This is a genomic window from Pseudactinotalea suaedae (assembly GCF_009733815.1).
Classification (GTDB): Bacteria; Actinomycetota; Actinomycetes; order Actinomycetales; family Beutenbergiaceae; genus Pseudactinotalea; species Pseudactinotalea suaedae.
Map to the genome: position 1 here is coordinate 31,377 of NZ_WNXY01000006.1, position 22,955 is coordinate 54,331.

General features: G+C 71.3%; 20 protein-coding genes. 9 read left to right on the forward strand and 11 right to left on the reverse strand.

Annotation, left to right across the window (positions count from 1 at the left end; all coding sequences use genetic code 11):
* Positions 1-70 precede the first annotated feature (70 nt).
* The 7 genes from GPA04_RS11030 to GPA04_RS11060 all read right to left on the reverse strand — a co-directional run bounded on the left by GPA04_RS11030 (position 71) and on the right by GPA04_RS11060 (position 9,190).
* The gene (locus tag GPA04_RS11030; RefSeq protein WP_156224155.1) at positions 71-556 is read right to left on the reverse strand and encodes an SRPBCC family protein; all 486 of its coding nucleotides are present in this window, start codon (positions 554-556) and stop codon (positions 71-73) included.
* Between the two features lies 1 nt (position 557).
* The gene (locus GPA04_RS11035) at positions 558-908 is read right to left on the reverse strand and encodes an ArsR/SmtB family transcription factor (RefSeq protein ID WP_156224156.1); all 351 of its coding nucleotides are present in this window, start codon (positions 906-908) and stop codon (positions 558-560) included.
* 70 nt (positions 909-978) lie between these two features.
* Positions 979-2,175 (reverse strand): acetate/propionate family kinase, encoded by a 1,197-nt coding sequence (locus GPA04_RS11040; protein ID WP_156224157.1) that lies wholly within the window; start codon positions 2,173-2,175, stop codon positions 979-981.
* Positions 2,172-4,250 (reverse strand): phosphate acetyltransferase, encoded by a 2,079-nt coding sequence (pta, locus tag GPA04_RS11045; RefSeq protein WP_156224158.1) that lies wholly within the window; start codon positions 4,248-4,250, stop codon positions 2,172-2,174. Before pta ends, GPA04_RS11040 begins: the two co-directional genes overlap by 4 nt.
* Before the next feature lie 97 nt (positions 4,251-4,347).
* Entirely contained in the window at positions 4,348-5,481 is a 1,134-nt protein-coding gene (locus GPA04_RS11050; protein ID WP_156224159.1) for a hypothetical protein, read from the reverse strand.
* A gap of 52 nt (positions 5,482-5,533) precedes the next feature.
* The gene (locus GPA04_RS11055; RefSeq protein ID WP_156224160.1) at positions 5,534-6,670 is read right to left on the reverse strand and encodes a hypothetical protein; all 1,137 of its coding nucleotides are present in this window, start codon (positions 6,668-6,670) and stop codon (positions 5,534-5,536) included.
* A 51-nt stretch (positions 6,671-6,721) separates the two neighbouring features.
* Positions 6,722-9,190, reverse strand: a complete 2,469-nt coding sequence (locus GPA04_RS11060; RefSeq protein WP_156224161.1) for a phosphoketolase family protein — start codon at positions 9,188-9,190, stop codon at positions 6,722-6,724.
* Positions 9,191-9,339: 149 nt separating this feature from the next.
* Here GPA04_RS11060 and GPA04_RS11065 point away from each other — a divergent pair, with 149 nt between their 5' ends.
* Together GPA04_RS11065 and GPA04_RS11070 are read left to right on the forward strand one after the other, a co-directional pair.
* Positions 9,340-10,152, forward strand: coding sequence for an SURF1 family protein (locus GPA04_RS11065; protein WP_156224162.1), 813 nt, complete (start codon positions 9,340-9,342; stop codon positions 10,150-10,152).
* 73 nt (positions 10,153-10,225) lie between these two features.
* Positions 10,226-10,561 carry a hypothetical protein gene (locus tag GPA04_RS11070; protein WP_156224163.1) on the forward strand — a complete coding sequence of 112 codons (336 nt, stop codon included), beginning with the start codon at positions 10,226-10,228 and terminating at the stop codon, positions 10,559-10,561.
* A gap of 41 nt (positions 10,562-10,602) precedes the next feature.
* On the opposite strand, the gene GPA04_RS11075 is transcribed toward GPA04_RS11070, so the two are convergent.
* The 4 genes from GPA04_RS11075 to GPA04_RS11090 form a co-directional block, all read right to left on the reverse strand.
* The gene (locus GPA04_RS11075) at positions 10,603-11,478 is read right to left on the reverse strand and encodes a DUF559 domain-containing protein (protein WP_156224164.1); all 876 of its coding nucleotides are present in this window, start codon (positions 11,476-11,478) and stop codon (positions 10,603-10,605) included.
* 204 nt (positions 11,479-11,682) lie between these two features.
* A complete protein-coding gene (locus GPA04_RS11080; RefSeq protein ID WP_156224165.1) occupies positions 11,683-13,416 on the reverse strand; it encodes an ABC transporter ATP-binding protein in 1,734 nt (577 codons plus the stop codon).
* Positions 13,413-15,194, reverse strand: a complete 1,782-nt coding sequence (locus tag GPA04_RS11085; RefSeq protein WP_156224166.1) for an ABC transporter ATP-binding protein — start codon at positions 15,192-15,194, stop codon at positions 13,413-13,415. Before GPA04_RS11085 ends, GPA04_RS11080 begins: the two co-directional genes overlap by 4 nt.
* 110 nt (positions 15,195-15,304) lie before the next feature.
* Complete coding sequence (locus GPA04_RS11090; RefSeq protein ID WP_156224167.1) at positions 15,305-16,297, reverse strand: DNA topoisomerase IB; 993 nt, start codon at positions 16,295-16,297, stop codon at positions 15,305-15,307.
* Positions 16,298-16,359: 62 nt separating this feature from the next.
* Here GPA04_RS11090 and GPA04_RS11095 point away from each other — a divergent pair, with 62 nt between their 5' ends.
* From GPA04_RS11095 to GPA04_RS11125, 7 genes are all read left to right on the forward strand, one after another.
* Positions 16,360-16,758 carry a DUF3817 domain-containing protein gene (locus GPA04_RS11095; RefSeq protein WP_241680739.1) on the forward strand — a complete coding sequence of 133 codons (399 nt, stop codon included), beginning with the start codon at positions 16,360-16,362 and terminating at the stop codon, positions 16,756-16,758.
* Between the two features lies 1 nt (position 16,759).
* Entirely contained in the window at positions 16,760-17,068 is a 309-nt protein-coding gene (locus tag GPA04_RS11100; RefSeq protein ID WP_156224168.1) for a hypothetical protein, read from the forward strand.
* Positions 17,069-17,089: 21 nt separating this feature from the next.
* The gene (gene guaA / locus GPA04_RS11105; protein ID WP_156224169.1) at positions 17,090-18,688 is read left to right on the forward strand and encodes a glutamine-hydrolyzing GMP synthase; all 1,599 of its coding nucleotides are present in this window, start codon (positions 17,090-17,092) and stop codon (positions 18,686-18,688) included.
* A 6-nt stretch (positions 18,689-18,694) separates the two neighbouring features.
* Entirely contained in the window at positions 18,695-19,867 is a 1,173-nt protein-coding gene (locus tag GPA04_RS11110; protein WP_156224170.1) for a glycosyltransferase family 4 protein, read from the forward strand.
* Entirely contained in the window at positions 19,864-20,469 is a 606-nt protein-coding gene (locus GPA04_RS11115; RefSeq protein WP_156224171.1) for a hypothetical protein, read from the forward strand. The genes GPA04_RS11110 and GPA04_RS11115 overlap by 4 nt, the downstream gene beginning before the upstream one ends.
* Before the next feature lie 197 nt (positions 20,470-20,666).
* Positions 20,667-21,005, forward strand: a complete 339-nt coding sequence (locus GPA04_RS11120; protein WP_156224172.1) for a hypothetical protein — start codon at positions 20,667-20,669, stop codon at positions 21,003-21,005.
* Between the two features lie 591 nt (positions 21,006-21,596).
* Complete coding sequence (locus tag GPA04_RS11125; RefSeq protein ID WP_156224173.1) at positions 21,597-22,865, forward strand: ABC transporter substrate-binding protein; 1,269 nt, start codon at positions 21,597-21,599, stop codon at positions 22,863-22,865.
* Positions 22,866-22,955: the final 90 nt, after the last annotated feature.

A 22,955-nucleotide genomic window follows, 5' to 3' on the forward strand; every position in this document is an offset into this window, starting at 1 on the left:
CAGACGACCCGGATCCCGCGCGCGAGGCGGGTCCGGGTCGGGTGGTGCATGTAGCGAGGCTAGAGGTGCCTCACGCGGCCACCAGCGCGTCGATCTGCCCCATGGCCTCGGTCATGCCCTCAGCCATGCCCATCTCGGTCATGGCCTTGAGCTGTTCGGCCGACCGGAACCTGGTCTGCACGCTCATGCGGGTGCGCTCGCCGGCCGGCTCGATCGTGACGGTGACCGTGCCGTAGTCCTCGGGGTCGGTCGGCTCACCGTCCTCGCCGGCGAAGCCATCTTTGAAGACGAGCCGGTTCGGGGCGTCGGTCTCGACGATGCTGAACCAGCCGTGGCCCTTGGAGCCGTCGGGCCCGGTCATGAAGTAGCGGCTCTCTCCGCCCGGCTCGAGCTCGTGGCGGTGGAACGTCGCGGGCCACGTCGGCGGTCCCCACCACTGCTCGAGCTGGCGGTGGTCCGCCCACAGCTGCCACGCCCGCTCGGGTGTGGCGTCGATCTCGGTGACGACCGTCAGCGTCAGGTCGTCGGTGTCCAGACGGGTGTCCAGGACAGGCATGTCAGTCTCCTCGTGTCGTGTCGTTCTCGGCGAGCAGCGCGTCGATGCGTGCCACCCGGTGCCGCCAGAGATGCTCGTAGCTCTCCAGCAGCGACTTCGCCTGATGGATGACATCGAGGCCCGCGTGCACGATCTGCTCGCGCCCGCGGCGAACCTTGCGGACCAGCCCGGCGCGCTCGAGCACAGCCACGTGCTTCTGCACCGCCGCGAAGCTCATCGAGTACCGCTCCGCGAGGTCCGACACCGACTGCTCGGCGTCCAGCACTCGCGTCACGATGTCCCGCCGCGTCCGGTCCGCCAGTGCGTGGAAGATCCGGTCCGCGTCGTCATCGGAGAGCCCATGTACAACCATCGAGTTGTACGTTACCCCTCGATCGCCTGATGCGCAACCATGTGGTTGTTTGTCGTCGCTGGGACCGCGATCAGGAGCCTGTGACCCGCACGGCGTCGCGTGCGATCTCGAGCTCCTCGTTGGTGGGGATCACGAGCACACGCACCCGTGAGGCGGCCGTCGCGATGTCGCGAGGTTCCTTCGAGCGGGCACGGTTCGCCTCGCCGTCGACCTCGATCCCCAGGCTCTCCAGTCCGCGCAGGGACAGCTCACGGACCTCGTCGGCGTTCTCGCCGATCCCGGCGGTGAACACGATCGCGTCGACGCGGCCGAGCACGGCCAGGTAGCTGCCCACGTACTTGCGGACCCGGTAGCAGTAGACCTCCAGCGCCAGCTGCGCGTCCGCGTCGCCGGCCTCGACCGCGTCGACCAGGTCGCGCATGTCCTGGCTGCCCGACAGCCCCAGCACCCCGGAGCGCTTGTTCAGCAGGTCGTCGATCGCGTCGATGTCCATGCCGGCGGTGCGGGCGAGATGGAACACCACGGCGGGGTCGATGTCACCGCTGCGGGTACCCATGACCAGGCCCTCGAGCGGTGTCAGGCCCATCGAGGTGTCGACCGAGACGCCGGCACGGACCGCGCACGCCGAGGCGCCGTTGCCCAGGTGCAGCACGATCACGTTGGTCTCCTCGAGCGGCTTCCCGAGCAGCTCGGCCGCCTGCCGGGACACGTAGGCGTGCGACGTGCCGTGGAACCCGTAGCGGCGGATCCGGTGGTCGGCGGCCACCTGGCGGTCGATCGCGTACGTGTGGGCGACCTCCGGCATCGTCAGGTGGAACGCGGTGTCGAAGACCGCCACGTGCGGCAGGTCGGGGAAGGTGTCCATCGCGACCCGGATCCCGGCGGCGTTGGCGGGGTTGTGCAGCGGCGCGAGCGCCGAGAGCTCCTCGATGATCTCGAGGGCAGCCTCGTCGACCCGCACCGAGTGCCCGAAGCGCGCGCCGCCCTGGACCACGCGGTGGCCCACCGCGACCAGACCCGCGGCCGCGAGATCGGGCCCGTGCTGCTCGAACGCGTCAGCCATCGCCGCCATCGCGGCGGCGTGGTCGGGCACGGCGACGTCGGACCGGTGCTTCTCGCCGTCGACCGTGTGGGTCAGCCGCCCGTGCCCGCTGCCGCCGATCCGCTCGACGAGCCCGACGGCGAGCGCCCCGCCGTCGTCCGCGTCGACGACCTGGTACTTCAACGACGACGACCCGGAGTTGATCACCAGCACCGGTGTGCTCACGCGGAGGCTCCCTGCGTCGTGTCGGCCTGCGCCTGGATGGCCGTGATGGCGACCGTGTTGACGATGTCCTGCACCAGCGCCCCTCGCGACAGGTCGTTGACCGGCTTCCGCAGGCCCTGCAGCACCGGGCCGACCGCGACCGCGCCGGCGGAGCGCTGCACCGCCTTGTAGGTGTTGTTGCCCGTGTTGAGGTCGGGGAACACCAGCACCGTGGCGTGACCCGCGACGGGCGAGTCCGGCATCTTCGAGGCGGCGACCGACGCGTCGACCGCGGCGTCGTACTGGATCGGCCCCTCCACCACGAGCTCGGCAGCGCGCTGACGCACCAGGTCCGTGGCGCCGCGGACCTTGTCGACGTCGGCGCCCGAGCCGGACTCACCGGTCGAGTAGGACAGCATCGCCACCCGCGGCGTCACCCCGAACTGCTGCGCGGTGGCGGCCGAGGAGATCGCGATGTCGGCGAGCTGCTCCGCCGTCGGGTCGGGGTTGACCGCGCAGTCGCCGTACACGAGCACGCGATCCTCCAGGCACATGAAGAACACCGACGACACGATCGAGACGCCGGGCACGGTCTTGACGATCTCGAACGACGGCTTGATCGTGTGCGCGGTCGTGTGCTGGGCACCGGAGACCATGCCGTCGGCGAGGCCCAGATGGACCATCATCGTGCCGAAGTAGGAGACGTCGACGACGATCTCCCGGGCCCGGTCGACCGTCATGCCCTTGTGGGCCCGGACCTCGGTGTAGGTCGCCGCGAACCGCTCCCGCAGCTCGGGATCGGTGGGGGAGATGACGGATGCGGCGCTCAGGTCCAGACCCAGCTCGCTGCCGCGGGCGCGGATGCTCGCCTCGTCACCCAGGATCGTGAGGTCGACGACGTCGCGTGCCAGCAACGTGCTCGCGGCACGCAGGATCCGGTCGTCGCCACCCTCCGGCAGCACCACGTGCTTGCGGTCCGCGCGTGCGCGCTCGATCAGCTCGTACTCGAACATCAACGGCGTCACCACCTCGGACCGAGGCAGGTCGACGGCCTTGAGCAGCGCCGCGCCGTCGACGTGCTGGCTGAAGTTCCCGCGTGCGGTGTCGAGCTTGCGCTGCGAGCCGGTGGAGAGCAGCCCCCGGGTCTCGGCGACGCGCCGGGTGGTCTCGAAGGTCCCCAGCTCGGTCGACACGAGCGGGAGCCGCTGCGGCAGGCCGCCGATCAGCCGCGTCACCTGCTCCGAGGGGAGGAAGCCGCCGTTGAGGATCATGCCCGCGAGCGAGGGGAAGCTGTCGGAGGCGTGCGCCGCGACCATCGCCAGCACCACCTCGGAGCGGTCGCCGGGCACGATCACCACACCGCCGTCGACCAGCCGGTCGAGGATGTGGTCCATCGTCATGCCACCCACGATCAGCCCTTCCGCCTCGCGCTCGAGCAGCTCGGCGTCGCCCGCGACGAGGTGACCCTCGACCGCGGTCATCAGGTCGTGCACCGTCGGTGCCGACAGCAGCGGCACGTCCGGCATCACCCAGGTGGGCAGGTCGACCGAGCTCAGCGCCTCGCGGACCTCGTCGATGTGCGCGGGGTCCGCGCGGTTCGCGACCACCGCGACCACCTCGGCGTGCCCGGCCAGCAGCTCCCCGCTCGCGATGTCGACCATCTGGCGGACGTCGTCGGCACGGCGGTTGAGCGCCGACACCACCAGCACGACGGCGGAGCCCAGGTTCGCGGCGATCCTCGCGTTGTACGCGAGCTCGGTCGGGCCCGCGACGTCGGTGTAGTCCGACCCCACGATGACCACCACGTCGCACAGGCCCTCCATCTGCCGGTAGCGGCGGATGATCTGAGCCAGCGCGGCATCGGGATCGGCGTGCACGTCGTCGTACGTGACGCCGATGCACTGGTCGTAGGACAGGTCGACGCCGTCGTGCGCCAGCAGCAGCGCGAGGACCGAGTCGGTGCCCTCGTCGGCACGCGCGATGGGTCGGAACACCCCCACCCGCACCTGCGCGGCGAACAGCTCGACCAGCCCGAGGGCGATCGAGGACTTGCCGGTGTGTCCCTCGGGGGACGTGACGTAGACGCTGCGCGCCATGGAGCGGCTCCTGCTGGTTGCGGCTGGGCGCGCCGGGCTGCGCTCCCGCGTGTGATTCTGCCCTGCCTCCGCGGCGGGTCGGTGCCGTCCGGGTCCGTCAGGTCAGGACGAGGGTGGTCGAGGCCAGCTTGGTGCCCTCGCTGCGGGTGACGCCGCCTGGGGTGAAGGAGCCGCCGGGCTTGTAGACCCGGAGCGTGACCCGCCCGGCCGGCCCCGTCCAGGTCACCGTGTAGCGACCGGTCTCGCGGACGGTGCCGGTCGCTACGGTGACCCACGTGCCGTTGACGAGCTGCTGGAGGTGGACGTTCCGGTTGGGCGCGGCGTAGACCGACGGTGCCGGCCAGGCGTTGCCCGTCACGGTCACGGTGCGCCCACTCACCGCGAACCGGGAGTTGGCCTGCCACTTGACGTAGGGCGTCAGGATGGTCCCGCCCTGCCAGGCGTACCCGCGCGAGGCGTACCGCCCGAAGACGTGGATGTTCGGGGGGAAGCTGTCGGGTGTGACGGACTCGGGCGGGAGCGTGATGTACCCGGCAGCGTCGGCCTGACGGAAGCTCGTGCCCGCCGGGTACCAGGGCTGAAGCAGCGTCGACCCGCTGGGGGCCCAGCCGGTCCAGACGGCCGAGATCGGACTGCCGTCGGCTCGATCGGTGACGCGAGCCTGCGGCCGCCACGTCTCCTGACCCGTGACGATCTTGATCGGGGTGCCGAACACGGGCCGGACCACCCACGGCGGACCTGCCTCGAGGTCACCGATGGTGACTGTGATGTCGCGGTCGCTGAGGTCGACGGCCTCGGTGGTCACGGTCCCGAAGGTGGTCACCCGCCAGATGCCGGTGTGCCCAGGGGCTGCCGTGGCGGTGCCGCGCCAGACCCCGTCGGTGGCGGAGCCGGAGACCCGGGTCAGCGTGGTCCAGCCGGTCGACGCACCCGCGATCTCGGCGTCCTGCAGCCACGAGGGGTCGTCGGCGCGGCGCAGGAGAACCGTGTATGCCTCGCCGCCGCCCATGGTGCCGTTCGAGAGCATGTCGTCGAGCGGTTCTGTCGACTGCAGCGACACGTCGATGACGAGTCGTGTGAACCCGTTCTCGAGCCCGACGGTCGCCGGGGTGACCACGACGTCGCCCACCGTGACCGCCGCCGCTGCCGGCGGTGCGGAGGCGACCGACGCGGTGCCGGCCATCACGACCGCGGCGACGGCGAGGGCGATGACACGACGTCGACGTCTCATGAGCGATGCTCCTGCCGCATCCCGTCGGTGTCCAGACATCGAACCGCTCCGCTCAGCGCAGGGTGAGCGTGACGGAGGCGAGCTTGGTGCCCTCGCTGCGGTCGAGCCCGTAGTACTCGCTCCCACCCGGCTTGTAGATGCGCAGGATGACCTGTCCGGCCGGGCCCGCCCAGGTCAGCGTGTAGCGGCCGCTCTCGCGCACGTTGCTGGTCGCCACGGTCACCCAGGTGCCGTTGACCAGCCGTTGCAGGTGGATGTTGGTGTTCGCGGCGTCGTAGACGGCCGGTGCCGGCCAGGCGTTGCCGGTGACGGTCACGGTGCGGCCGCTCACGGCGAAGCGAGAGTTGGCCTGCCACTTGACGTAGGGGAACAGCGCCGTCGCGGCGTGCCAGGCGTATCCCCGCGATCCGTAGCGCCCGTAGACGTGGACGAAGGGCCGATCCAGCTCGCCCCCGGCCCCGACGACCGGCTGTGCAGGCAGCGTCAGATAGCCGCCTGCGTCAGCCTGCTGCAGCGGCGTGCCGACGGGCAGGGTGGACTGCGGGAGGTTGAAGGGGTCGCCCCCTCGCCACGGGGTCCACGGGGCCCTGATCGACGTGCCGGCGGAGCGGTCGGTGACCCGTGCCCGCGGTGTCCACAGCTCGTTCCCCGTCACGACCTTGACCGGCGTGCCGAACGCGGGCTGCGTGACCCACGGCGGGCCGGCCACGGGATCGCCGAGCTCGATGACGATGTCACGGTCGCCGAGGTCGACCGCGTCGAACGCGTAGGTCTCGATCTGGGTGACCTGCCACCTGCCTGTGTGCCACGGTGTGGCCGTGATGGTGCCCCGCCAGACGCCGTCCGTCGCCGTGCCCGAGACCCGCGTCAGCCCGAACCAGCCGAAGTACTGCTCCGGACGTTCGGCTGACGTCGCCCACGGCGCCTCGTCGATCCGCTCCATCTGCACCGACCAGACGTCGTCGTGCACGCCGTTGAAGATCTGGTCCGGGATGGCTTCGCCGGACTGCAGCGACACATCGACGACGAGCCTCCCGAAGCCGTCCTCCAACCCGTCGGCGGTGGGCGTGACGACGACGTCGCCGACGGTCACGGCGGCAGCCGCCGGCGGTGCCGAGGCGATCGAGCCGGCGCCGAGGACGACGAACCCGGCGAGAGCGAGGGCGGTGAGTCGACTCCGTTGTCTCATGAGTCATCGTCCCGCCGCGTACCGCGGTTGTCCAGAGGGTGAGCCGGACCTCTACTCGTTGTCGCCGCCGGTCGCGGCGGACGCGCCCGCGGGGTCGACCTGGTCCCCGCCGTCGGGCCACACCCAGTCCCGCACCTCGGGGATGTCCTCGCCGTGGTCGCGGGTGTACTGGCGGGCCCGCAGCCGGGCGTCGGCCATCTGCTGGCGCAGTCCTGCCGCCTTGGCGCCGAGCGACGGGACCCGGTCGATCACGTCCATCACCAGGTGGTAGCGGTCGAGGTCGTTCAGCATCACCATGTCGAACGGGGTCGTGGTGGTGCCCTCCTCCTTGTAGCCGCGTGCGTGCAGGTTGTGGTGCCCGGTGCGTCGGTAGGTGAGCCGGTGAATCAGCCACGGGTAGCCGTGGAAGGCGAAGATGATGGGGGACCCGGTGGTGAAGATCGTGTCGAAGTCGCGGCTGGTCAGCCCGTGCGGGTGCTCGGCAGGATCCTGCAGCCGCATCAGGTCGACCACGTTGACCACCCGGACCTTCAGCTCAGGAAGGTGCCGGCGCAGCAGGTCGGCCGCCGCGAGGGTCTCCAGCGTGGGGATGTCGCCGGCGCAGGCCAGCACGACGTCGGGCTCGGTGCCCTGCACCTCCGTGCCGGCCCACTCCCAGATGCCGAGCCCACGCGTGCAGTGCGCGATCGCCGCGTCCATGTCGAGGAACTGCGGTCCGGGCTGCTTGCCCGCGACCACCACGTTGACGTAGTCCCTGCTGCGCAGGCAGTGGTCGTAGGTCGACAGCAGCGTGTTGGCGTCCGGCGGCAGGTACACCCGCACGATCTCGGCCTTCTTGTTGAGCACGTGATCCAGGAAGCCGGGGTCCTGGTGGCTGAAGCCGTTGTGGTCCTGCCGCCACACGTGGGAGGAGAGCAGGTAGTTGAGGCTGGCGATCGGCCGCCGCCACGGGATCTCGCGGGTCGTGTCCAACCACTTGGCGTGCTGGTTGAACATCGAGTCGATGATGTGAATGAAGGCCTCGTAGCAGTTGAAGAGCCCGTGCCTTCCGGTCAGCAGGTAGCCCTCCAGCCAGCCCTGGCACTGATGCTCGCTCAGCATCTCCATCACGCGACCGGCTCTGGCGAGGTGGTCGTCGTCGTCCTCGGCGAGCATCTCGGCGTTCCACTGCTTGTCGGTCGCGTCGTAGACCGCCTGCAGCCGGTTCGACGCGGTCTCGTCCGGTCCGAAGATCCGGAAGTTGTCGGGGTTGCGGCGGACCACGTCGGTCAACCAGGTGCCGAGCACCTTGGTCGCCTCCGCGATCGCGCCGCCCGGCGCCGGCACGTCGACGGCGTACTCGCGGTAGTCCGGCAACCTCAGGTCGCGGAGCAGGAGACCGCCGTTGGCGTGCGGGCTCGCGCTCATGCGCAGCTCGCCCTCCGGGGCGAGCGAGGCGATCTCGGGACGCAACGCTCCGCCGTCGTCGAAGAGCTCGTCGGGACCGTAGGAGCGCAGCCAGGAGCTGAGCACCTCGACGTGCTCCGGGGTGTCCCGCGCGTTGGCCAGCGGCACCTGGTGCGCACGCCAGGACCCCTCGGTGCGCTTGCCGTCGATCTCCGGCGGGCAGGTCCAGCCCTTCGGCGTCCGGAAGATGATCATCGGCCACGACGGGCGGTCGGTCTGTCCCTCGGCCGCCGCCTTCTTGATCGCGGCGATGTCGTTGAGGACCTCGTCGAGCAGGAGCGCGAACCGCTGGTGGATCGAGCGGTGGTCCTCGTCGTCGAACCCGGCGACGAACTCGTACGGCGTGTGCCCGTAGCCGCGCATCAGGTCGCCCAGCTCCTCGGACGGGATCCGGGCCAGCACGGTCGGGTTCGCGATCTTGTAGCCGTTCAGGTGCAGGATCGGCAGCACCACGCCGTCCTGGGCGGCGTTGACGAACTTGTTGCTGTGCCAGGAGGTGGCGAGCGGGCCGGTCTCGGCCTCGCCGTCGCCGATCACGGCGGCGACCAGCAGGTCCGGGTTGTCGAACGCGGCGCCGTAGGCGTGCGAGAGCGCGTACCCGAGCTCGCCGCCCTCGTGGATCGAGCCTGGCGTCTCGGGCGCCACGTGGCTCGGGATGCCACCGGGGAAGGAGAACTGCCGGAAGAGCTTGCGCAACCCCTCGGCGTCGTTGGTGATGTCCGGGTAGGTCTCGGTGTAGGTGCGCTCGAGGTAGGAGTTCGCCACCAGGCCCGGTCCGCCGTGACCGGGGCCGGTGATGTAGATGGCGTTGGTCGAGCGCTGCTGGATGGCTCGGTTGAGGTGGGCATAGAGGAAGTTGAGACCGGGTGTGGTGCCCCAGTGGCCCAGCAGGCGTGGCTTGATGTCGTCCCGGGTCAGCTCGCGCCGCAGCAGCGGGTTGTCCAGCAGGTAGATCTGCCCGACCGACAGGTAGTTCGCGGCGCGCCACCAGGCGTCGATGCGGTCCAGGGTCGCCTCGTCGAGATCGACGACGGCGCGGGCCGGCCAGGTGGTGGTGCTCGGATCAGCAGTCATGTCAGTCTCCTTCGTCACGCCCACGATCACCCATCCAACTGCACCCAGGCACCCGTTGTCTCGGTCGTTGGTCCCCCAGCTCGAGAGAGTTCTGCGGGGAGCTCTGGGCGCGTGGCGGCGCTGCCGCGAAGCCGAACTACCCTGGGGGAGTGCGGGACTGGGTACGGGCGGCGACGACTCCCCGGATGCTCGGCATCTTCGCGCTGCTCCTGGTGGGGGCGATCGTCTGCGTGCGGCTGGGCGCCTGGCAGATCGACCGGGCCGTCGGTGCCGCGGAGCAGCAAGCGGCGATCGAGCAGGCCGCCCGCGAGCAGAGCCCTCCGGTCCCGGTGGCGGACGTGGTGGCGCCGCAGACCTCGTTCACGCAGTCGATGGTCGGTGCGCGCGTCGAGCTCACCGGCAGCTGGGAGCCCGACCTGACGTACTGGGTCCCCGACCGCGAGCTCGACGGGCGGTCCGGCTACCTGCTGCTGAGCGCTTTCCGCGAGGACCGCACCGGTGCGATCATGCCGGTCGTGCGCGGATGGGTCCCCGAGAAGGACCCCGGCTATCTCGAGGTCCCGGCCGGCACGGTGACCGTGGTGGGATTCATCGACGGCTCCGAGGCGGCCGACACGGGCGCCGCGGGCAGCGACGAGATCGACGCCGTCAGCGCCGGAGCGCTGGTCAACGTCTGGGGCGGGCCGATCTACTCGGGGTACATCATCCTGATCTCGGCAGCGCCCGAGGGCGGTGCGCCCGGCGACGCCCCCGCGGGGCTCGCCGCGATCGAGGGCATGCCGCCGCCCGCGCTGCCCAGCGGGGGCCTGAACCTCCGCAACGTCGCCTACGCCGCCGAGTGGTTCATCTTCGGAGGCTTCGCGCTCGTCCTCTGGGGGCGGATGGTCCGCGACGAGGTGCGCGTGCGGCGGGCCGAGCGCGGAGCCGCCCCCGGCGTCACCACTCCGCCCGTCGCCGCCTGAGCCCGCCGCCATCCCTTCGGCGGTAGCCGGCTGCTCTCGGGCGTCGCCGCGGGCGCGAACTACGCTGCCTGCCATGGACGGTCGTCAGGACGAGGTGTCGAGGGTCCTGGAGCACGCGGTCGCCGAGGCCGCCGACGCCTGGCTGACCGCACCGGAGGACCACGAGGCCTACCGCCGGCTCGTGGTCGCGGTGCTGGCCCGGCGCGCCCACGGCCGCCCGCCGTCGCACCTGCGCTCCGCCGACGCCGTCGAGCCCGCCGACGTGGCCGCCGACGAGCTCGAGGATGCTGTCGAGCTCGAGGATGCCGACGAGCTGGCGGGTCGTCGCCGGGTGATCGCCGTCGGCGAGGGCCTGGACCCGGCGGACCCGCGAGCGGCGCTCGAACGGCTGCGGCGCGGCCAGATCTAGCGCTCGGCGCAACGAACCCGTCGCCACATCGACGATCGGGCTCAGTTTTCGCCGGAATCCGCGATCTGGCGACGGATTCGTTGCAGCCGGGTGGCGAGTCGCCTGCCGCGGTTAACGCTCTCGAGCACGTAGTCGGGCCGTCGGTGCAGCTGGAGCCACGTGAACCTCAGCACCGTCCAACCAGCGAGGACCAGAGCGTTCTGGCGCTCGCGGTCGGACTCGAACACGGCCGCCTGCTCGTGGATCTCCCGGCCATCGATCTCGAGAACGAGCTTGATGTCCGAGAACGCGATGTCGAGGAAGTACTGCTGACCTTCGAGACGGAGCGGCACGTTGGATCGCCACCCGGAGATGCCGGCGCCCGTGAGGATCGCGTGTGCCAAGCGCTCGGCGGCCGACCACGGCTCGGTGCGGGAACGCACCAGCATGCGGCGCCGGTCCACGTTGCCGTAGCGACCCGGGGTGGCCTCGAGGGCGGCGAACAGGTCCTCGATCCGCACCCGCCGAGATCGCAGCACGTGGTCGATCGCGTCCAGGCCGTGGGTGCCGATCAGGTCGAGCGCGGTCAGCGCCGGCAGCGACGTCCGGAAGTCCCCGTAGCGCCCGACGAGATGCGGAGGGACGCTGCGCCGGTGGAACCGGTAGCCGGGCCGGTCGATCTCCGTACGGGTCGCGACGTCGACGGCGGTCACCGGGATCTCCCGCCAGAAGGTCCAGCTCGCCGCCACCTCGCCGAGCAGGATCATGTCCGGTCTCCAGACCAGCGCGGCGCGAGCGCGCCAGGCCACGCTGTCAGCGACGTCAGTTCGCAGGTAGACACCGGGAAGAGTCGGAACGATCAACCCCTGGTGGTGCGCGCGCGAGAGCCATGACGGATGACGGTGTGCTCGCGTGAGCAGCTTCGGCAGGTCGGCCATCTCGGCATCCTCGACGAGTGCATGCTCATCGTGGTCGTCGCCCCCGAAGCTGTGGAGAAACCTGTGGACGGCGACATGTGCCGCACCTGCAACAGATCCGTCGCCAGATCACCCATGCGCGTTCGATCGCGCAGGTTTGGGCGATCTGACGACGGCTATGTTGCACGGCGCGTGCCGGGGAGGTGCCGCGCCGACCCGACCGCGCTACTCGCGCTGCCAGGAGTGCCAGAGCGCGGCGTAGGAGCCCTCGGCGGCGACGAGCTCGTCGTGCGGACCGATCTCGTCGATGAGGCCGTCGGAGACCACGGCGACCCGGTCGGCGTCGTGAGCGGTGTGCAGCCGGTGCGCGATCGCGACCACGGTGCGGCCGGTCAGCACCGCTGACAGCGATCGCTCCAGGTGGCGCGCGGCGCGCGGGTCGAGCAGCGACGTGGCCTCGTCGAGCACCAGCGTGTGCGGGTCGAGGAGCACGAGCCGGGCCAGCGCGATCTGCTGCGCCTGCGCCGGCGTCAGCGTGACGCCGCCGGAGCCGACCTCGGTCTCCAGGCCGTGCTCGAGCGCGGCCACCCAGCCCCAGGCGTCGACCGCACGGAGCGCCTCGGCCAGCTCCTCGTCGTCGGCGTCCTCCTTCGCGAGCCGCAGGTTCTGCGCCAGCGTCCCCACGAACACGTGGTGCTCCTGGGTCACGAGCGCCACCTGACCGCGCAGGTCCTCCAGCTCCAGGTCGACGAGCGGCACGTCGCCCACGCTGACCTTGCCACCGGTGGGCGGGTGGATCCCGGCCAGCATCCGCCCGAGCGTGGACTTGCCCGCACCCGAGGGCCCCACGATCGCGAGCCGTTCACCGGGCCGCAGGTCGAGGTCGATCCCGTGCAGCACGTTCTGACCCTCGCGGTAGGCGTACTCCAGGTCACGCGCACGGATGTCCTGCGCCTCGGGCTTGGCGCCCGTGGCCTCGCGGTCCTGCTTGACCAGCCCGACCCCGAAGATCCGCGCGAGCCGCGCCGTGCCCACCTGGATCTCGTCGAGCCAGAAGATCAGCTCGTCGACCGGGCCGATGATCTGCACGGCGTAGAGCACCACGGTGGTCACGGCCCCCACGGTGGCCTGGCCGGTGCTGGCGAGGTAGGCACCCCACGCGAGGATCGCGATGATCGGCAGGATGAAGGCGCCGTCCAGTCCCGGGAACAGCCACGTGCGCAACCACAACGTGTACTTCTCCGCCTGGAACGCCTCGTGGATGTCGTCGTCGATGCGGTTGCGGCGGCGCCTGCCCAGGCCGAGCGCGTCGATCGTGCGCGCGCCCTCGACGGACTCGGTGAGCGAGCCGTTGATCGTGGCGTAGGCCGCCGACTCGCGCAGGTAGCCGGGTGCCGCGCGCTTGAGGTACCAGCGGCACGCGATCAGCAGCAGCGGCACGCCCACGAACATCCCGAGGGCCACCAGCCCGTTCGCCAGCACCGCGGCCAGCACGGTCAGCACGATGCTCGCCACCGACACCAGCACGCGCGGGACGCCGAACCGGACCGTGAAGTTGATCCTGTCGACGTCGTTGGTGGTGCGCGCGATCAGGTCGCCGGTGCCCGCACGCTCCACCGTGGACAGCGGCAGCGACGTCACGGTGTCGATGAGGTCCTCGCGCATCTCCGCGAACACCTGCTCGCCGAGCACGATCGAGGAGCGCTGCGCCTGCCGCACCAGCAGCGTCTGCAGCACGACCGCGACCGCGAGGATCGCCGCCATGACGTTGAGCGCGCTGGGGGTGGTGCCGGTCCTGACGTCGTCGATGATCCGACCGAGCAACCAGGGTCCGGCGAGCCCGGCGACCGCCGCACCGGTGTGCAGCGCGACGACCTTCGTCAGGGCACCGCGGTGCATCTTGAGCAGATCGGCGACGCGCGAGCGCAGCACGGGTCCGTCCGCGACCGGCAGCTTCATCGTGCACCTCCATCGGGCGTGGCGAGCGCGTGCTGGGTCTCGTCACCGTCGTCGGCAGCCGCCCGGCTGACGACGCGCCGGTAGGCCTCGGGCCAGCGCTCGCCGGCCGCTGCCCGCTCGAGCAGGTCGCGGTGCGAGCCCCGCGTGACGACCGTGCCGTCGACCACGAACACCACGTCGTCGACCACGTCCAGCACGAGCGGGCTGGCGGAGACGATCGCCGTGGTGCGCCCGGCCCGCGCCTGGCGCAGGTTGGCCGCGATGCGCGCCTCGGTGTGGGCGTCGACGGCGGAGGTCGGCTCGATCAGGAGCAGGACCTCGGCGTCGGTCAGCAGGGCGCGCGCGAGCGCGACCCGCTGACGCTGCCCACCTGAGAGCGAGCGACCCTTCTCGGTGATCTCGCCGTGCAGGCCGTCCGGCATCGAGTCGAGCACGTCGCGGGCGTCGGCCACGTGGATCGCCTCGAGCAGCTGGTCCTCGCTGAGGTCACCACGCACGTCGAGCTCGGTCGACAGCTTCCCGGTGAACAGCGCGGGCGTGGGCTCCGAGAGCACGATCCGCTCGCGCAGCTCGGCGAGCGGGAAGGCGGTGAGCGGGACGCCGCCCCAGGTCACGTCCGCGGCGGTGTCGTCGAACCGCGCCATCCGCGTCACGATGTCGGCGGTCTCGTCCGGATCGGGCCCGACGACGGCGATCAGCTCGCCCGGGCGGATCTCGAGCCCGGAGGGCTCGTCACGCAGCACCGCACCCGGGGCGGGAGCTGCGGTCGTGCCGGTGTCCGCGACGTCGGAGGTGGTGCGGAGCACCCCGATGATCTTGCGGGCGGCGACGAACGCGCGGGTGCCGTTCTGCACGGCCTGCGTGGCCGCCCGCAGCGGCTGCGTGAGGAACGTGGCGTAGCCGTAGAAGGTCACGAGCTGGCCGGTGGTGATCTCGCCCTGCAGCGCCAGGTGCGCGCCGAACCAGACCACCCCGGCGAGGAACAGACCGGGCAGCAGCACCTGCAGCGCGTCGAGCGTCGACTGCACCCGGGCCACGTCCACGCCGGCCTGCCGCACCTTCTGCGACTGCTGGGCGTACCGGCGCGAGAACGCCTCCTCGCCACCGATGCCCCGCAGGATCCGCAGCCCGGCCACGGTGTCGGAACCGATCGTGGTCAGTCGACCGGACTGCTCGCGCTGCGCGGCCTGCTTCGTCTGCAGCGGCTTCACGAGCAGGCCCAGCACCGCGGCGACCACCGGTAGCCCCGCCAGCACCGCCACGCCCAGCGGGACCGAGCTCTGCATGAGCACGATGCCCACGACGACGTAGGTCACCACGCCGCCGAGGAACCGTGCCGAGTGGGCGTAGATCTCCCCGAGCCGTAGCGCGTCGGACGCGACGGTGGCCACGACCTCACCCGTGGGCAGCTCCTTGGTGATCGCCGAGCCCGTGCGCGTGACGTGGTGACCGACCAGCTGGGAGGCGTTGAGGGAGGCGCGCAGCCAGTTCTGCACGTCGAACCGGTGGCCCACGGAGTTCGCGACCACCGTCACCAGCCCGATCCCGAGCAGCACCAGGCACCAGCGCAGCAGCGGTGCGGTCAGCCCGTTCTCGAGGCCGTCGTCGATCGCGCGACCGATCACGTACGGCAGCGCCGCCTGGCAGATGGCACCGATGATGCCGAACGCGACGGCCGCGGTGAGCACGCCGGACTGGCGCCGCGCCTGCCACAGGAGGAAGGCCAACGGCGTCGTCAGCGGAGGCGTGCCGGGATCGGCCTCGGGGAGAGAGCGCACGAGGTTCAACGGTAGGCCCGAGCACCGCTGCGGGGCGACTGGATAACCGCGCCGCGCGGCGTGTCGTGACCAGGGTCACCTCTGCGCGCTCAGGCCGAGCGGCGCGGGCCTCAGCCCGCGAGCATGTCGAGCACCGCCCGCTCGAGCGCCGCCTGCCGGCGAGCCGGGTCGCGGTGGCGGGTCCGCGCCGCCTCGGCGATCGTGGTGCCGGCCTCGAAGAGGTCGATCACGCGGGGGTCGATGTAGGAGTTCTTGGCGATCGTCGGGGTGTTCCCGAGGTACTCGGCGACCTCCTCGACGGCGGCCCGTACCGCTCGTTGTCGGGACGCCTTGGTCTCGCCCGGGTCGGCGAGCGCGAGCGAGGTCGCGGCGATCACCGTCGCGTGCCAGGTGCGGAAGTCCTTCGCGGTGAGGTCGCCGTCGAACAGCTCGTGCAGGTAGCCGTTGACGTCGTCGGACGCGAGGTCGACCCACCTGCGCCGCCGCTGGTAGGCGAGCAGCCGCTCGCCCGCGCGCCGCCTCCGCATCGGTGTCAGCGCCTCGATGACGTCGGGATCGGCGATCTCGATCGTGTGCTCGATCCCGGACTTGCCGACGAACCGGAACACCAGCGCGCCACCGCGCAACCTCACGTGCCTGCGCTGCAAGGTCGTCAGCCCGAAGCTGCCGGCCTCGGCGTAGGCGTCGTTCCCGATCCGGAAGTACCCCTGGTCGAGCAGCCGCACGGCGAGCGCGGTCGCGCGCTCCAGCGGCATGCCGCTGATCGCGAGGTCGGCCGCCACCCGGCGGCGCGCGTCGCCCAGCCGGTGAGCCGCGTCGAGCACCCGGTCGAACTTCATGCGGTCGCGCTTGATCCGCCAGTCGGGGTGGTAGAGGTACTGACGGCGACCGGCGACGTCGGTGCCGACCGCCTGCAGGTGGCCGTTGGGGAACGGGCAGATCCACACATCGGTCCAGGCGGGTGGGATCGCGAGCGAGCGGATCCGCGCGACGTCCTCCGAGCCGAGCGGGACGCCGTCGGCGTCCACGTAGGAGAAGCCCGCACCGCGCCGACGCCGGCTCCATCCTCGGGAGCTGGGCGAGACGGTGCGGAGGCGGACCATGGCGACATCATGACGCGCGAGGCGTGTTCTCGGCACCGTTCTCGACCGGAGAGAATGACCGGGTGAGCACCGAGAACCCGAGCGAGACCGCGCAGCCCCCGAACCCCGCGCTGGACGTGCCCAAGGCGCGTGCGGCGTTCGGACGCTACCGGGTGATGGCGTTCGTGACCGGCGGGATGCTGCTGCTGCTGAGCGTCGAGATGGTGCTCAAGTACGTGCTCCAGGTCAACGGCCCGGACAACGCGGTGCTGGGGGACTGGATCGCGATCGTGCACGGCTGGATCTACGTGATCTACGCCGTCACGGTGTTCGACCTCTGGTCCCGGATGCGCTGGTCCTTCGGGCGCATCCTCGCGCTGATCGCCGGCGGGGTGGTGCCGGTGCTGTCGTTCGTGATGGAGGTGCGCGCACGAGGGTGGTTCGAGGACCGAGTCGCGGCCGTGGCCGCAGAGGGGCGCTGACATGAGCTGGGTGACCGGGAAGGTGTGGGAGCTGGTCGAGGGCGGCGAGGAGGCCGATCTCCTCGTGCTCGTCGAGGAGCAGATCGAGCCGCGGTACGCGGAGCTGCACGCCGACGTCACGCTCGGGCTGATGCGGCTCGAGGGCCGGCGCTACCTCACCACCCAGACCTGGCCCGACCGCCGGACCTGGGAGGAGGCCATCACGGGCGAACGGTACGAGCGCTGGTTCGCTCGCTACCGGCCGGTGCTGGCGCTGTGGGACGCGAGCGTGACCTTCGTCTTCGAGTGGGCGGGCGAGGAGATTCGCTGACGCGACCTCTATCCTGGCGGGGTGCCATCGCCTGCCGAGCTGCATCGCCCTGTCCTCGTCGTCGACTTCGGCGCCCAGTACGCCCAGCTGATCGCGCGCCGCGTGCGCGAGGCGAAGGTGTACAGCGAGATCGTCCCGCACACGATGGCGGTGCCGGACATGCTCGCCAAGGAGCCGGCGGCGATCATCCTCTCGGGCGGGCCGTCGTCGGTCTACGAGGAGGGCGCGCCGCGGGTCGACCCGGCGCTGTTCGAGGCCGGGGTCCCGGTGCTCGGCATCTGCTACGGCTTCCAGGCCATGGCGGCCGCGCTCGGCGGCACGGTCGCCAAGACCGGGACGCGTGAGTACGGCGGCACCGCCGTCGAGGTGAGCGCCCAGGGAACGCTGCTCGAGGGCTCGCCGCCCGACCAGACCACGTGGATGTCGCACGGTGACGCCGTGCAGGCGGCACCTGACGGCTTCGACGTGCTCGCCACCTCGCCGGGGTCCCCGGTCGCCGCGTTCGAGAACCCCGAGCGGCGGCTGTTCGGGATGCAGTGGCACCCCGAGGTTAGGCACACGACGCTCGGTCAGAGCGCGCTCGAGAACTTCCTTCACGACGGCGCAGGGCTGGCCGGGGACTGGACCGCCGGCAACGTCGTCGCCGAGCAGGTCGAGGCGATCCGGGCGCAGGTCGGGGACGCGCGTGTGATCTGCGGGCTCTCCGGTGGCGTCGACTCCTCGGTCGCCGCGGCACTGGTGCAGAAGGCTGTCGGCGACCAGCTGACCTGCGTCTTCGTCGACCACGGGTTGCTGCGCGAGGGTGAGGCTGAGCAGGTCGAGGTCGACTTCGTGGAGTCCACGGGCGTGCGGCTGAAGGTCGTCGACGCGCGCGAGCAGTTCCTGGGCGCGCTCGCCGGCGTCACCGACCCCGAGACCAAGCGCAAGATCATCGGCCGCGAGTTCATCAGGGTGTTCGAGCAGGCCGCCCGTGAAGTCATCAACGAGGGCCACGACAGGGCCGTCGATGCGCACGGGCCCGCGGAGGAGGTCAGGTTCCTCGTGCAGGGCACCCTGTACCCGGACGTGGTGGAGTCCGGCGGCGGCGAGGGCGCGGCGAACATCAAGTCGCACCACAACGTCGGCGGTCTCCCCGACGACCTGCAGTTCGAGCTGGTCGAGCCGCTGCGCACCTTGTTCAAGGACGAGGTGCGCGCCGTCGGGCTCGAGCTCGGCGTGCCGGAGGTGATCGTCTGGCGTCAGCCGTTCCCGGGTCCCGGGCTCGGCATCCGGATCGTCGGCGAGGTCACGGCGGAGCGGCTCGAGACGTTGCGGGCCGCCGACGCGATCGCCCGCGCGGAGCTGACCGCCGCCGGGCTCGACCGCGAGATCTGGCAGTGCCCGGTGGTGCTGCTGGCCGACGTGCGGTCGGTCGGCGTGCAGGGTGACGGCCGGACCTACGGCCACCCGGTCGTGCTCCGCCCGGTCTCCAGCGAGGACGCGATGACCGCCGACTGGACACGGCTGCCGTACGACGTGCTCGCGCGCATCTCGACGCGGATCACCAACGAGGTGCCCGACGTCAACCGCGTGACCCTCGACGTGACGAGCAAGCCGCCGGGCACCATCGAGTGGGAGTAGGGCGACGTGCGGATCGTCCACATCTCCGACTGCTACGCGCCCCGGGTGGGTGGTATCGAGACCCAGGTCCAGGACCTGGCGACCCACCAGGCGGCCCGGGGTGACGCCGTCCACGTGCTCACCGCGACCGCCCTTCCCAAGGGCGCCGAGGCGCAGGGGCGGAGCCGCTATCGCGCCAGCACCACCGAGTCGCTGGGTCTGCGGGTGCACCGGCTCGCCTCCCGCACCACGTTCGGCCTCCCGGTCCACCCGCTCGGGCTCTGGCTGATCCGGCGGGCGTTGCGGATGCTCAAGCCCGACGTCGTGCACGTGCACGCCGGTGTGGTCTCCCCGTTCGCCTACGACGGCGCCCGGGCGGCCAGGTCCCTCGGCCTCCCGTTGGCGATCACCTGGCACTGCATGCTCGACGGCGTCGAGAGCCTGGTCTCGGCCGGTGCGAGGGCCACGGGCTGGGACGACGCCCCGTTCGCGCCGAGCGCCGTCAGCACCGTCGCCGCGGAGCGCGTCGCGGACGCGCTCGACCGCACCGACGTGACCGTGCTGTCGAACGGGCTGGACCTCGCGCCGTGGCTCGCGGCCGCCGCCAACCCGGTGCCCGCTGCCTCGCCCGGCTCGCTCAGGGTCGTCGGCACCCAGCGGCTGGCGCCGCGCAAGCGTGCGATCCCGCTCCTGATGGCGGTGGCGCGGGCGCACGAGGCACTGGGTCGCCATCCCGACGGCACGCCCCGCATCAGGATGACCCTCGTCGGCGGCGGGCCGGCCGAGGGACAGGTGCGCTCGGAGGTGCAGGCGAACCGGCTGGAGGACGTGGTCACCGTGATGGGCAAGGTGCCGCGTGCCCTGCTGCCCACGATCTACCGCGACCAGGACGTGTTCGTCTCGCCCTCGGTCCTGGAGGCCTTCGGGATCGCGGCGCTCGAGGCGCGGGCGTCCGGGCTGGCGGTCGTCGGCCGTGCGGGAACGGGGCTGGGTGAGTTCGTCGAGGACGGCGTCAACGGGTTCCTGGTTCCCTCCGACGAGGCGATGAGCCGCACCCTCGTGCGGCTCGCGTCGGAGCCGGAGCTGCTCGGTCGGATCCGCGCGACCAACGCCGCCACGCCGCCGGCGGTGGCGTGGCCCGACGTGCTCACGGTCGCCGACGAGCTCTACGGGCGTGCGGTGAGCAGCGCGGCGGCATGACCCGCGCTCCGGCGGCGACGGAGCCGTTCCGGGGCTGGATCGCGGCCACAGGCACGACCCGAGGCCCGCGTGTGGTCGTCGGCTCGTGGGACTCCGGACCGTTCGGCCGGGTCGACGACGTGATGGTGGCCCATCCCGACGGCCGCCGGGTGCTCTACGCCCCGCTCGAGCCGCTGGCCCAGGAGATCACCTCCCGGTACCGCTTCGAGGAGGTCGTGCTCGGCGACGTGCACATCACGCGTGGCCCCGCCTGGCACGTGACCGGGCCGGGCCTCGATCTCGTGCTGGGGGTCGGCCGCCGGACCGCGCTGGGACACCTGCTGCGGCTCCAGCCTTCGGCGCTGCGGGAGCGGCTGTGGTGGGCGCGGCTGAGTGACCCGATCGCCCGGCGCGTGATGCCGAGCGTCCGGACCGCCGTCCGGAACGGCGACGACCAGCTCTGGTACGCCGCGTCCGACCACCGGCTGCTGTCGACGGTCTCCGGGACGCTCGGTGGCGCGGACCTGGGCGCGATGGCACCGGTCGACCCGCCCGTCGATTTCGGAGGCTCCGGTGCGCCTCGCACACCGTCGCTGACGCGGATCGCCAGCTACCGACGGTGAGGTGACGGCCCACGCGCGGGGCCGCCGCTGGTCGCCGGCGTCGCTCGTGGGCCGCTGCCTAGTGAGATCGCACCTCGACGGCGACATCGCACTCCGCACGGTGCGATCTCGCCGTCGATGTGCGAACTCGCGGGTACGGGACACGCGGAGCCGGCCCGATTCGCGCCAGGGTGGGGTGATGACGTAGCGTCAGATCCATGGAGATCGTCCACGGTGTGCTGCTCGTCCTCCACCTGATCGGGTGGGCTCTCGTGCTCGGGGGTGTCGTGACCCGCATGCGCAAGCCGGAGATCAACCCGGGGGTGTGGCACGGGATCCTCACCGCGCTCGTGACCGGCATCCTCCTGGTCGGCGTGCTCGAGATGGGCGACGGCGAGGTCAACAACATCAAGATCGGCGTCAAGCTCGTGGTGGCGCTCGTGGTCGGTGTCCTCGTCTGGCGTGGCCGCAAGCACGAGAGCGTCACCACCGGCTACCTGGGAGCCATCGCCGGCCTGACGATCCTCAACATCGCGCTCGCGGTCCTCTGGCGCTGACCGGCACGCGCGACCAGGAGGAGCCTGCTTCGACGCGGGCGCAGGCTGGTGCGCGCGACGCGCTCGCCGTCCTCTGGCGCTGACCGCACGAGCGTGTAGGGGAGCCCGCTTCGACGCGGGCGCAGGCTGGTGCGCGCGACGCGCTCGCCGTCCTCTGGCGCTGACCGCCCCGAGCGCGCTGGGGAGCCCCCTTCCACGCGACCGCAGGCCGGTGCGCGACCCGTTCGCGAAAGGCCCTCGACTCTCACCCACCGAGCGATACGCCGCGGCCTGGGCGGAAAGCGTTCGCATGCTGCCTGAGTCCGTGCCATGCACCCTGGCGGCATGTGATCGCTGGCACCCGAGGTGAACGGGGCGCTGGCGCGCAGGTCGGGGCTCGCCGCGCGCGCTGCTTGACGCCGACGACACGCGGGTCGTCGGGGGCCGCTCCCGGACGGTTCGAGGGCGTTCCTGCACAGCTCGAGCGCGCTCCTATGCGCCCTCGCACAGGTCCCCGGGCGGTGCGTCCACCCCACGCCACTGGCGCATCGAGCGATTATCGATTATTGTCTGGTCTGCCGACGACGGCACTTCGTATCGAGAGGATCGACGATGATCAGAAAGCGCGCAGCCCTCGCTGCCATGGGCGTGGCCGCCGTGGCGCTGGCAGGGTGCTCCACCGCCGCCGGCGACGACGACGGGGGAGGAGGCGAGGACGGCAAGGTCGAGGTGAGCATGCTCGTCAACGTCACCCCGAACTTGACCGAAGAGTTCTGGAACGAGCTGGTGGCTCCCTTCGAGGAGGCCAACCCAGGCATCGACGTCATCATCCAGAACCCGGGTGCCGAAGGCGTCGCCGCCGCACTGCCGCGTCTGCTGGCCGCGGGTGACGCACCCGACGTGGTGCAGTCGTTGCCACCGACGCCCGAGCTGGCGCCCGAGCTCGTGGACCTGTCGGGCTACGACTGGGCGACGGAGGGGCCGCTCGCGGAGCAGTACACGATCGACGGCAAGTACTACATGGCCGGTATCGGCGTGCAGCTGCAGAGCCTGATGTTCTACAACAAGACCGCCTTCGAGGAGGCCGGGATCACCGAGCTTCCCACCACGCTCGAAGAGCTCGACGAGGCGCTCGCCGCGCTGTCGGCTGCGGGATGGACACCGATCCAGACCGGCGGCGACTGGATGAGCAGCCACGCACTGCAGGCGCTCGCGCTGCCCAGCGTGGTCGGAACGGACCCGGACTGGTACGCCCGGATGTCCTCCGGTGAGGCGACCTTCAGCGAGACCTACGGCACCTTCATCGAGCGGTACGCCGACTGGGTGGCAGCGGGCTATGTGCCCACCGAGGCGCTGGGCATCCAGTACCCCGACGCCGAGCAGGCGTTCCTCGCCGGCGAGAGTGCCATCTACCCGATGGGCAGCTGGTTCGCCGGCACCGAGGCGGCGGCGGAGAACCCTGCCGAGATCGGTGTCTTCCGCGCCCCGGCGATCGAGGGTGTCAGCGAGCCCGCCATGGGTGCCAACATCGCGAGCCCCTACAGCATCCCGTCGAGCAGCCCCGTCGTCGACGAGGCCGCGTTGCTCGTGGAGTTCCTGACGACGGACGAGACCGCGGTGATCGACCAGCTGATCGTCGACGGGAACTTCCGCGATGGGTACGCCTACGAGACGACGGCGCTGGGCGACGAGCTGTTCCAGATCGTTGCCGAGACACCCGCCGGCTCGTACACGCCCACCGGTGAGGGCTACGGCGAGCGCCGTCTCCCCGCCGGGTACTCCGAGGAGCTCAACACCCAGACCCAGGCCCTGATGGGCGGCACGCCTGCCGCTGACGTCATCGGCGCCATGGACGACTGGTTCGCGGCGAACGCAGGCTGAAGCAGCGGGGGCGCGGATCCGCAAAGACCCGCGCCCCCGCTCGGCCAGGAAGGCGAGAGATGACAGCGACCGTGACAGCACCCCCGCAGC